This is a genomic window from Pseudoalteromonas luteoviolacea H33-S (genome assembly GCF_001625695.1).
GTDB lineage: Bacteria > Pseudomonadota > Gammaproteobacteria > Enterobacterales > Alteromonadaceae > Pseudoalteromonas > Pseudoalteromonas luteoviolacea_B.
This window is the reverse complement of sequence record NZ_AUXY01000072.1, coordinates 22008-33322: the sequence shown is the minus strand read 5'-3', so window position 1 is coordinate 33322 and position 11315 is coordinate 22008. Positions and strand designations below refer to the sequence as shown.

At 44.2% G+C, this 11315-nt stretch carries 8 protein-coding genes; 3 read left to right on the top strand and 5 right to left on the bottom strand.

The window, feature by feature from the left end; genetic code table 11:
* Positions 1-64 precede the first annotated feature (64 nt).
* The gene (locus tag N477_RS12645) at positions 65-1348 is read left to right on the top strand and encodes an ATP-binding protein (RefSeq protein WP_063363318.1); all 1284 of its coding nucleotides are present in this window, start codon (positions 65-67) and stop codon (positions 1346-1348) included.
* A 141-nt stretch (positions 1349-1489) separates the two neighbouring features.
* Here N477_RS12645 and glmS read toward each other — a convergent pair whose 3' ends face one another.
* The gene (gene glmS, locus N477_RS12640; RefSeq protein ID WP_063363317.1) at positions 1490-3310 is read right to left on the bottom strand and encodes a glutamine--fructose-6-phosphate transaminase (isomerizing); all 1821 of its coding nucleotides are present in this window, start codon (positions 3308-3310) and stop codon (positions 1490-1492) included.
* Positions 3311-3340: 30 nt separating this feature from the next.
* Positions 3341-4117, bottom strand: a complete 777-nt coding sequence (locus N477_RS12635) for a DeoR/GlpR family DNA-binding transcription regulator (protein ID WP_063363316.1) — start codon at positions 4115-4117, stop codon at positions 3341-3343.
* 260 nt (positions 4118-4377) lie between these two features.
* Between N477_RS12635 and N477_RS12630 the strand changes: the two genes are divergently transcribed.
* Positions 4378-5277, top strand: coding sequence for a pepsin/retropepsin-like aspartic protease family protein (locus N477_RS12630; RefSeq protein ID WP_063363368.1), 900 nt, complete (start codon positions 4378-4380; stop codon positions 5275-5277).
* 37 nt (positions 5278-5314) lie between these two features.
* Here the strand turns inward: N477_RS12630 and N477_RS12625 are convergent, their stop codons facing one another.
* Genes N477_RS12625 through N477_RS12615 form a run of 3 tightly spaced genes read right to left on the bottom strand, consistent with a single transcriptional unit; the run spans position 5315 to position 9719 of the window.
* Complete coding sequence (locus N477_RS12625) at positions 5315-7726, bottom strand: ABC transporter permease (protein WP_063363315.1); 2412 nt, start codon at positions 7724-7726, stop codon at positions 5315-5317.
* Between the two features lie 9 nt (positions 7727-7735).
* A complete protein-coding gene (locus tag N477_RS12620; protein ID WP_063363314.1) occupies positions 7736-8437 on the bottom strand; it encodes an ABC transporter ATP-binding protein in 702 nt (233 codons plus the stop codon).
* Between the two features lie 22 nt (positions 8438-8459).
* Positions 8460-9719 carry an efflux RND transporter periplasmic adaptor subunit gene (locus N477_RS12615; protein ID WP_063363313.1) on the bottom strand — a complete coding sequence of 420 codons (1260 nt, stop codon included), beginning with the start codon at positions 9717-9719 and terminating at the stop codon, positions 8460-8462.
* 208 nt (positions 9720-9927) lie between these two features.
* Here N477_RS12615 and N477_RS12610 point away from each other — a divergent pair, with 208 nt between their 5' ends.
* Positions 9928-11313: a sigma-54-dependent transcriptional regulator gene (locus N477_RS12610; RefSeq protein WP_063363312.1), complete on the top strand. Its 1386-nt coding sequence runs from the start codon at positions 9928-9930 to the stop codon at positions 11311-11313.
* Positions 11314-11315 lie beyond the last annotated feature (2 nt).

The window sequence follows — 11315 nt, the reverse complement described above, 5'->3', positions numbered from 1 at the left end:
TATGATCATAAACTATATGCAATATCACATTCCAAGATGAGATTTAAACCAGCTAAGGATAAGTATGAGAAATCCGTTTATACCATCGACAATTGCAGCCTTACCCGAAGACTTTTTTGGTCGTTCTTTTGAATTGGATGGGCTGTCTAGAGCATTAGAGCAAGGTTCTGTTTGTATCGAAGGGCCTTCTGGAATAGGGAAATCTTCATTTCTCGCCAGAACAATGCTTCATTTAGAAGGTTTTTGTTCAGAAGAAAACTCGATTATTGTTTCTGCAATTGCTCACGGAGACATTAAAAATGTTGATGATGCAGCAAGACTAATCCTAGAAAAGCTCTCTGATATCGATGAGAAACAGCAAAAGCTATCTATTGGCTTTGGCAAATTAATTAAATATGAAACTTCTTCTGGCTACTCGTACTTCAAAGATGGAAGGCACTTAACAGCTCTTACAAAAATATTAGCTGACAAAGCCTTTTGTCAACAACTAAGGAGTGCCGCACATTTTATCATTGCCATAGATGAGTGTGAAAAATGTCCGGCTCCTATAGCAAAGCTTATGAGAACCGTTAACACCGAACTACAGTTAAATGGTATCAAGAGTTTAAAGTTTATCCTTTCCGGCGTAAGCCCGTTTTATCAAGAAATGAAACAAGAAGACCTTGGTGTTACTAGATTCGTTTACGAAACGTTTCCACTTACTCCACTAGGAGAATCGGCAAGCATCGAGCTTTTAGAAACGAAGTTCGAAGAAGCCATGGCTTCTATCGATGAGAGTGAAAACATAGATATTGATCTAGATATAATAGAACTCATTTACAAAATATCAGGGGGACACCCCCACCTACTACAACTATTGGGTTCTCATGTGATCGAGCACGAAGTAAAGAACCCTGATGGCATAATGGACAAAAGGGATTTGGTAGATTGCCTAAAAACTATATGCTATGGCTCAAGACGGCAAGACTATGACTTACAAATAGCACATATGAAAAACGAGACTAAGTATAGTTATTTTCTCAACTTACTTGAATTAGCTGGAGGCGAATTTCCTAGCGTGATAGCTAGAACTAAAGCATCTGAGCTTATTGACTCCGATGATTTGAACTGGTTTTGTTCGAACAATATTATTCGATTAATTGACGATAATAATTACGGATTTGTAGATGAGTTTTTGCGTATTCGCATCATTCTCGATACTCAGAATGACATTAGCGGTAACCTAGAAGAAGAACTAATAGAAAGTGGACAAATAGACGACTTGAGCGACAACTATGGAATGTTTTTGCACAATACTGGCCACGACGAAAATGAAGATGAGGATGGCGACAGTTACTACTATAATTAGCTGCCATGAAGAAAGCCGACTCGACGTCGGCTTTCTTGCATTCCATATATAGTATGAAACTATATTACTTAGGATGATACTTTAATACTTAGTATGAATCTTTATTCCTAAGCCACACTTATATAAAACCCTTAAACCTAATTATTCAACTGTCACTGATTTTGCTAGGTTACGCGGTTGGTCAACGTCAGTGCCTTTAATGACAGCCACATAGTATGACAACAGCTGTAGCGGGATTGTATAGACAACTGGCGCGATGATGTCTTCAACGTGGTTTACGTTCATAACACGCATCGTGTCATCTGACGCAAATGCAGAGTCTTTATCAGCGAATACATAGATGATGCCGCCGCGGGCACGTACCTCTTCGACATTAGACTTCAGCTTTTCGAGTAATTCATTGTTTGGTGCCACAACAATGATTGGCATATCCGCGTCAATCAACGCTAGCGGACCGTGCTTTAATTCACCTGCTGCGTATGCTTCTGCGTGAATATAAGAGATCTCTTTAAGCTTCAATGCGCCTTCCATTGCGATTGGGTATTGAGAGCCACGGCCAAGGAACAGAGAGTGATGCTTGTCTGCAAACTCTTCTGCTAATGCTTCGATGCCTTCAGCCATGCTTAGCGCTTCTTCTAGCTTGTTAGGTAAAGTCTTAATGGCATTAACAATCACGCTCTGATCGCGACCTTTTTCTTGCGCGATAGAGGCAGTTAACATTAATAAGCCAACAAGTTGCGTGGTAAACGCTTTGGTTGAAGCAACGCCTATCTCAGCGCCCGCTTTGGTCATAAAAGCCAAATCAGATTCACGTACCAGTGATGAGCCAGGTACGTTACAAATGGTCATTGATGCCATGTAACCTTGCTCTTTTGCTAAGCGCAATGCCGCTAACGTATCTGCTGTTTCACCAGATTGAGAGATCGTTACTAATAGGCTATTTTCGTGTACAAACGACTCACGATAGCGGAATTCTGAGGCAATTTCGACATTACAGCTAACCCCTGCAAACTGTTCAAGCCAGTAACGCGCCACCATACCTGAGTGATAAGACGTACCACAGGCAATGATCTGCACGTGCTTCACATCTTTAAAGATTTGGTTTGCACTGTCACCAAACGCATCCACTGTCACACGGTCGTTTTCAAGGCGGCCTTCAAGGGTATTACGCACAGCTAACGGCTGCTCATAAATCTCTTTTAGCATGTAGTGACGATATTCGCCCTTGCCTGATGCATCTTGCGTGATATTCGACTCAACGACTTCACGCTCTACCGGATTGCCGTCCACATCAAAAATCTCAACCGTATCGCGAGTAATACGTGCAACATCACCTTCTTCTAAGAAGATAAAACTACGTGTCACAGGCAATAACGCCAACTGATCAGAGGCAATGAAGTTTTCACCCAAGCCGAGACCAATCACCAACGGGCTGCCTGAGCGTGCCACAATGATTTCATTGTCGTTTTCTTTGTCAAAAACAACCGTACCGTACGCACCTTCAAGCTGCTTAGTCGCTGCTTGTACTGACTCAAGCAAGCTACCATGCTGCTGGCGCAATTGGTGAATAAGGTGCACCATCACTTCTGTATCTGTATCCGATAAGAACGTGTAACCATCTTCTTTTAATGCATGTCGCAGCGCTTCATGATTTTCAATGATGCCATTATGTACCAGTGCAATTTGCTCATTAGATAAATGTGGGTGAGCATTCGCTTCGGTTACACCACCATGTGTTGCCCAGCGCGTGTGCGCAATACCCGTTGTGCCTTTGACTTCTGCACGCTCTAGCGCACTGGCCAAATTAGCCACTTTACCTACTGCTTTAACCGTATTTAATGTGCCTGCACTGCTCAGTGCTACACCTGCTGAATCATAGCCACGGTATTCTAGACGTTTTAAACCTTCAATTAGAATTCGGTTAACCGGGCGCTCTGCCACAGCTCCTACGATGCCACACATAATCTCTCCATTCGTTGCACGTTTGTGTGTTTACTCTTGTGTGATCTCTGCACAGATCACGTTTACGCCATGTGCCTCGATCGCTTGGCGCATCTCTGGTGCCAAGGTGTTGTCGGTGATCAAGGTGGTGACTTGCTGCCATGGCAGCTCTAAATTTGGGATTTTTCGACCAATTTTTTCAGACTCAACCAGCACAATTACTTCTCTTGCAGCCTCCGCCATCACCTTACTCAACCCGATCAACTCATTGAATGTGGTGGTTCCCCTCGCCACATCAATGCCATCAGCACCAATAAACAGTTGATCAAAGTCATATGAGCGTAGCACTTGTTCGGCAACTTGGCCTTGGAAGGACTCAGAATGCGGGTCCCAAGTACCACCGGTCATCAATAAGGTGGGTTCATTTTCGAGTGATAATAAGCGGTTAGCGATGTTGATGGCATTGGTCATAACGACAAGACCACGCTTGGTCGCAAGCTCTGGGATCATCGCAGCGGTTGTTCTGCCACTGTCGATAATGATGCGGTTATGGTCGCGGATCAAAGCCGCTGCAGCGCTGGCAATCGCAACTTTACGCAGCGGATCTTGCTTATCGACCCCCGTTGCCACAATCTCTTTGGGCAGCGCCACAGCGCCACCGTAACGACGCAGTAATAGGCCGCTTTTTTCCAGCGCGGTTAAGTCCTTTCGAATCGTAACTTCTGATGTTTCGAACTCAGCAGCCAAAGCCTCTACACTGACTTCACCTTCGCTGTTTACGCGGCTAACTATGGTATGGCGGCGCTGTTGAGTGTTGCGTTTGGTCATTTATCTTTCACATAAGTTTCGATTCGAAATTTATGGGTATTCTAGTCGAAACATTGAAGATTATTCAAGTTTAAATTTGCTTAAATAATTTACAATTTTATGAAGCCGTCAATCACGGCGGTTACCCACAACATTTAAAAAGGAATTAAATGCCAATGCTAAAGATACTCCGCAACCACGAAAATGCGTTGATACGCCTCCAAGCAATACCTAAAATAGCAATAATAAAAACAATAAAACATGTATATAAGTATCATCACATGAAATACACACTACTCTCGCTTGGACTATTGTTTAACGCATATGCTCACGCAGCGGTTACACCTTGGTTAGACTTTACCTATCAAAATGGACTGGTCACTGTGCCTGTAACAGTATCAGGCATTGAAAGTTACGCGGTGTTAGATACCGGTGCTTCAGACAATTCAATTAATCAAAACTTTATTGAAGCGAATAAACTTACCTATACCCACAGCGGCAATGTAAATATCCAAGGGGCATTCGATGTCAAACGCAACAAGGTATATCAAAAAGTACCTGTGTCGTTTTTTGGTATTGAGACCCAGCTTGAAAATATTGCAGAAGTAGATATTGGCGGACCAGAAAATTCACTGCTTTTTGGTCGCGGCTTTTTTAAGTTATTCAATACCCAAATTGATTACCCAAATCGACGTATAAGACTGCTAACACACGACCACCTTGACTTGAAAAAGTTTGAAAATATCGGCTTCAAAATGCAAAAAGGATACGATCAGCCCATTGTGAAAGTAGAATTAGAGGGTGAATCAGCTTGGATGTTACTCGATACCGGTTTTTCAGGGGGTATTATCATTGAGCGCCGCTTTGCAAAAAAGTTTGGCTGGCTTGACACTGAAAATGAGCGGGTAGATTTTGCGGGCGTTAACAGCGTAGAGTCAATGGAAACTGTCAGAGCAAAAGAAGTGAAATTTGGTCCTTATATGCTGTCGAATGTTAAAGTCGCTTTTCCAGAAAAAGGCAGTAAAGTGAAGGTTTCCAGCCAATATAGTCACTCAAGCAGCCATGTTAAAGGGGCTAAAGTCAAAGGCACTATCGGCTACGACGTGTTCAAACACTTTGTGATGACCATGGACCTCAAAAATGGAAATTTACACGTTGGTGTACCAAAAGAGCAACTTTAAGCCAAACAGCCAGCGCTTATCGCGCTGGCTGTATTTGTTACTCGTAGCGTAAAATTTTCGAGGGCCGGATTGTTGCCGCTCTAAAAGCTAAAATAGCAACCGTAAGCCAAGTGCTTAACGCCACAAACCCTGCGCTCAACACATATACCCACAGCGCCTGTGAGATACGCTCGTTAAAATGATTTAGCCATCCATCAAGTACCCAATAACTGAGTGGGAAAGACAGCAATACCGCCGCACCAATCAACACCACATACTCCTTTGCTAATAAGTTCACAATACTGACTCGTGACGCACCCAAGACCTTACGTACAGCCACTTCTTTTTGCCTGCGCAGCACTGAGAAAGAAGCGAGTCCCAATACACCCAAGCACGTCAGTGCAACCGCTAATGCGCTGAAAAATAAAACCAACTGCTGTATGCGTCGCTCGCTCATGTGCGCACGTTCATATTCATCTTCAATACGAGAAATCGAGACTTCTTGTAACTTCAATTGACTCGACACCAAATCGCGGATCTGGGCAGATACACTTTGTGCAGACACGGTACCATCGAGTTTGACGACGATATCTGCAAATGGGCGACTAATCACACCAGCGCGAAATGAAATAGGTAACGCTTGCTGTTTCGCTGAACCAATCTTTACATCTGCCACCACACCCACAATCGTGACTTGCGTGCGACCATTGTGCGATGTAGCTTGCTTACCTATCACTTCTTCTGGATTGCTGTAACCCGCCATTTTCATATAGCTTTCAGAGACTAATACGGCATAACGGTGAATATCTTGCCCATCACGACGAAACCAATCACTGCCAAATTGAGGAGAAAAATCACGCCCTGCGAGCAAAGTTAAGCCCAGTGTTTCAACAGCATAGTAGCCCGTTGAAACCGTAGGTTGAGTGCCTTGCAAGCGCTCCCCATTCGGCCAAGTTAAATGTAATCCCGCATTCATGTCTACGGTTAGATTGGTATTGCTGACCGTGACAGATGACACACCCGAAACACCACCAATACTGTCAAATAAACGGTTATTTTCAGCCTTATAGATAAGCTCAGCTGGCAAGTCTTTCACCAATAGCCTATCCGTTTTTGCATAACCAACATCCAGTGTATTCACCAACGCCATTTGCTTGTAAATCACCACAGCCGCAATGATCAAGGCAATAGACAACACACTTTGAAAGTACAGAGTCAACTTACGAACCCAAATTGCAGTTTGTCCGCGTTGTAAATCACCACTGAGTACACGCTTAGCACTGAAAGAAGAAATAAACAGTGCAGGATATAACCCCGATAAGATGCCAACTAACATGATTACCCCAGCAACAGCTCCCAAAAACCACATAGAGAAGTCTAAGCTTAATGATCTATCTAGCACTTGGTTTACCATAGGCAAAGACAGCTCAACAATGGCTAATGCAATTAACCCCGCAAAGCCCACCACCAATAATGCTTCAGTTAAAAACTGTTGGATCAGCTGAAGACGTGTTGCGCCGAGCGCTTTTCGTACGCCAACCTCTTTTGCGCGCTTGGCCGCGGCTGCAATATTTAAATTAATGAAATTAGTGCTCGCCACCAGTAATAATATTAAAGCCAAAGCAACACTCACCAGCATCACCTGCTTTGAACCACCTTGCTTCATTTCAAATGGACCACGGCTATTAAAGTGGACATCTAATAGTGGGATTAAATGCAAAGATAAAGTCTTTTCACGACCTGTCGCTTGCTCAGTAAACAGCGCATTTAAATCGGCTTGTATGTTATTAACATTGGCACCGGGCACCAAGCGCATGTATACATAACCACTGACATTATTTTGCGCATTCGCAGGAATTGCGGTCAGTGTATGAAAATAAAAATGGGTATTGTCTGGCAGATCTGCAAATACAGCAGCAATCGTATAGGTGCCTGCGTCATGAATTAATCGCTCGCCCACGACATTGTCGCGCCCAAATAAACGGATCGCAGTGCTTTGACTCAACGCCAGTTGATTCGGCGACGTGACCGCTGTCTGTACTGAGCCCGAAAGGACATTAAGCGACACAAAATCCAGTAAATTGCCACTTGCCGCATAGAAGTGCGGCAATTGCACTTGTCTATCGGATATTTTGACTGTCAGCGGTAAAGACCCGCCGTTATATTCAATACTTTCAGCATCTGCGAGCATCAGTACATCTTCAACCTGACTCTGTTGCTTCATTTGCATCGGGTGTTGAGATCTTGCGTTACCAATGAGCTGTAGCCCCCAACTGCGGTAATCTGTATGTACACGATAAACGCGCTCAGCATTAGGATGTTGATGATCAAAAGAAAATTCATAAGCCGCAAACAAAGCAACAACAATCGCCGCCGCTAATCCGATACTCAGGCCAATCACATTCAATGCAAAATGTTGCTTGTGTTTGGCAAACGCGCGCATTGCTGTGGTGATATAACTCGAAAACATAATATCTCCTTAAGCTACATGACTTGATTGGGTAACTTGACTTGCCTTATCCACTAAGATTCGGCCATCCAGCAAGCGGATCACTCTGTCAGCATATTCGCCTTCGGTTTCTGAGTGCGTCACCATGATCACCGTGGTGCCTTCACGGTTAAGCTCGCGTAACATGGTCATCACTTCTTGAGAGTTCTTGGAATCAAGGTTTCCCGTTGGTTCATCCGCTAAAATCAATTTTGGATTAATAACCAATGCTCGCGCCACAGCAACACGCTGTTGTTGACCGCCCGAGAGCTGTTGCGGTAAATGATCCGCCCGATGATCGATGCCGACACGCTTAAGAATGGCGTCCACACGTTGCTTACGCTCTGCTTTAGAGACATTTTGATATTGTAGAGGTAGCGCGACATTTTCAAACACAGTTAGCTCATCAATAAGGTTAAAACTCTGAAATACAAAGCCAATAGATGCTTTTCGTAACGTCGCCATTTGCTGTTCACTGAATCCAGCGACTTCTGTACCATCAAATAAATAACTGCCGCTTGAGGGGCCATCTAACAGGCCTAATATCGACAGTAGGGTTGACTTGCCGCACCCAGAAGGGCCCATAATCGCCACGAATTCACCGCTATTGACGGTTAAATTGATATCGTCCAGCGCCGTTGTTTCCACATCGTGAGTTCTAAATACTCGGTGTAATTGAGAGAGCTTAATCATTGTTCTGTCCTTTATATTTTTATTAGTTACTTAGATTTAAAACATCGGCTTTATCAAAGTTGCCGTAATGGGAAGTGATCACTTTATCCCCCGGCGCCAGCCCCGATAACACTTCGTAGAAATGTTGGTTTTTCTTGCCCAGCCGAATCGCCTTGCGCTCGGCCTGCGTGCCATCATTGCTCAATACAAATACCCAGTGTCCGCCGCTGGCGCTAAAGAATGCCCCGCGCGGCAATAACGTTGCCTGTGTTTGCTCATCGCTGAACATCAATTGTGCATCCAACCCTTGGCCACGTTTAATGTCTTGTGTACCAGCAGGTAACTCAGCTTCTATTTGAAATTGTGCGTTACTCACTCGGCTATCAATTTTGGTCACCTTTGCCTGCAAGGTTTGACCACCATGATTGATCTCCATAGTCATACCCAAGGTAACTTGACTTAAGTAAAACTCATCCAAGCTCACTGATAATTTATATTCATCTGGTATATCAATTTGGCCAAGGCGAGCACCTGCTTGCTTTGACTCACCCACTTGCACATCTAGCTCACTCAAATACCCAGATACTGGGGCCGTCACTTGCAAGCTCTCCAAGTTTTTACGGGCAAACTCTAAATTACTTTGCAGCATTTTGGCACTGTCTTCTAACTGCGCCAGCTGGACTTTACGAATACTGTTTTCTTGTGCTTGGCGTTCGATGGTCAAGGTATGAATATCGCGGTTGTACTGTAAGTTTTCACGAATTTCGTCCACTTCCTCTTGGCTCACCAACCCTTTTGTCAGCAATGACTCAGTCTGCGTCAATTTACGCTCTAAATGGCTTATATTTAGCTCAATATCTAATAAATCACGTTTTAAATTCAGTGCATTGGTTGTCATCGTCATTTGCGTGTTACGCAAGAAGTTAAGTTGCTCAGTCACCTGTGCCTCGCGACTCATCACATCTAGCTGTAAATTGGTATTGGACAGTTGCACCAGTGGCTGGCCTTTTTCAACATAAGTGCCCTGCTCAATCAGTCTGGCTTCAACACGGCCGCCGGATACGGTATCTAAAAATATGGTGGTTTTAGGCACCACTTGACCACGCACGCTTAACGCATTTTTGAACTCACCACTCACCACTGAACTGACAGTAAGCCCAGCAAGGTTGACCGTTTGAGATTGTCCCTGTTCAGCGGAGTAGTTCATGCTATACGCACCGAATCCAATTGACACTGCAACCGCAGCTACAAGTGCAGGTTTTAAAAAGCGACGGTGTGTTGTGTTAGTAATTTTTTTGTCCATGGCATCAGCTCCTTTGGCTTAGATACAGTTACTAAATCAAGATTGATGCCAAAACTAAAAAACAATAAAATCAACAACTTAAATATAACATAAAAATAGAGTCAATATAAGGTGTCCGATAATGGTACAACCCCGTGTCCATATGTGGACAGTTTCAGACGTTTTACGTTAAGCTGTGTCGGTCAAATAATAATAACGAGCTCAGCGTATGGAAAAGCAAGGCACGATCCTCATCGTCGATGACAATACCGACGTTTTACTGGCAGCCAAGCTGCTTTTAAAGAAGCACCATAAAAAAATCCTCACTACAGACAATCCGTTTAACGTTGAATCTCTGATCAATGACCATCCTATAGATGTTATTTTGCTTGATATGAATTTTGATCGCGATGCCATCAGTGGCCAAGAAGGGCTCTATTGGCTGAAGAAAATCCATCACCAAGCGCCCAGTATCGCGGTGATCCTCATGACCGCCTACAGTGATGTGCAACTGGCCGTCGAAGCAATCAAAAACGGCGCAACTGATTTTGTTGCCAAACCTTGGCAAAACGATCAGCTACTCACCGTGATTGCCACAGCCTTAGCCCATGCTGAAGACAAAAAAGCCCTCAACAAGCTATCAAGGCAAACTCAAGGCTTAAGCCAAGCGCTCAGTACGCCGCAAAGTGAATTTTTAGGGCAAAGTGATGCTATGTTGCAGGTCTTTGACACTCTTGAAAAAGCAGCGAAAACAGACGCCAATATTTTAATAACCGGTGAAAGTGGCACAGGTAAAGAGCTCACAGCGCATGCCATCCATGCACAAAGCCCACGCGCTCAGATGCCTTTTATCAGCTTAGATATGGGGGCCGTGTCGGGTAATTTATTTGAAAGTGAGTTATTCGGTCACAAAAAAGGGGCGTTTACCGATGCCAAATCAGATCGTGTCGGACGCTTTGAGTTGGCCCATGGCGGCAGCTTATTTTTAGATGAAGTGGGTAATATGCCTTTAGCACAGCAAGTGAAACTCTTGGCCGCCATTCAAAATCGTCAGATCACCCCGATAGGTAGCAATCAAGTGATTGACACAGATATACGGCTCATCTGTGCAACCAATGAAGCTCTACCTGAAGCTGTTGCCCAAGGGCAATTTAGACAAGATCTCTTGTATCGTATCAATACCATTGAAATTCGTCTCCCGCCACTGAGAGAGCGGGCAGCGGATATTCCACTGTTAGTCCAGCACTATTTAGATATTTATCAGCAAAAATACCGTCGCGAGCTATCACTTCCCGCTAGTGCACTGCGTACTTTATGCGAATATCACTGGCCGGGTAATGTCCGAGAATTAGCCCACACCATTGAGCGTGCAGTTATTTTATCCGAGGGCAGTGAGCTCGCGATTCATTCAGTCTTAGTCGCCCCAAGCCAAATGCAAACGCCTGAAAACGCATCGCCCATGCACACGCCAGATACCTTCGACTTAGACATCATTGAGCAACGTACCATTCGCGCAGCACTGAAACACCATCAAGGCAATGTCAGTCACGCTGCCAAAGCATTAGGGCTAACCCGTGGTGCGATGTATCGTCGCCTAGAAAAGTATGGACTGTAAGT

What these genes read in the sequence shown, in the direction of transcription:
- N477_RS12645 (WP_063363318.1), top strand. Translation starts at nt 65, where the DNA reads ATGAGAAATCCGTTTATACCATCGACAATTGCAGCCTTACCCGAAGAC.
- N477_RS12610 (WP_063363312.1), top strand. Translation starts at nt 9,928, where the DNA reads ATGGAAAAGCAAGGCACGATCCTCATCGTCGATGACAATACCGACGTT.
- N477_RS12620 (WP_063363314.1), bottom strand. Translation starts at nt 8,437, where the DNA reads ATGATTAAGCTCTCTCAATTACACCGAGTATTTAGAACTCACGATGTG.
- N477_RS12635 (WP_063363316.1), bottom strand. Translation starts at nt 4,117, where the DNA reads ATGACCAAACGCAACACTCAACAGCGCCGCCATACCATAGTTAGCCGC.
- glmS (WP_063363317.1), bottom strand. Translation starts at nt 3,310, where the DNA reads ATGTGTGGCATCGTAGGAGCTGTGGCAGAGCGCCCGGTTAACCGAATT.
- N477_RS12615 (WP_063363313.1), bottom strand. Translation starts at nt 9,719, where the DNA reads ATGGACAAAAAAATTACTAACACAACACACCGTCGCTTTTTAAAACCT.
- N477_RS12630 (WP_063363368.1), top strand. Translation starts at nt 4,378, where the DNA reads ATGAAATACACACTACTCTCGCTTGGACTATTGTTTAACGCATATGCT.
- N477_RS12625 (WP_063363315.1), bottom strand. Translation starts at nt 7,726, where the DNA reads ATGTTTTCGAGTTATATCACCACAGCAATGCGCGCGTTTGCCAAACAC.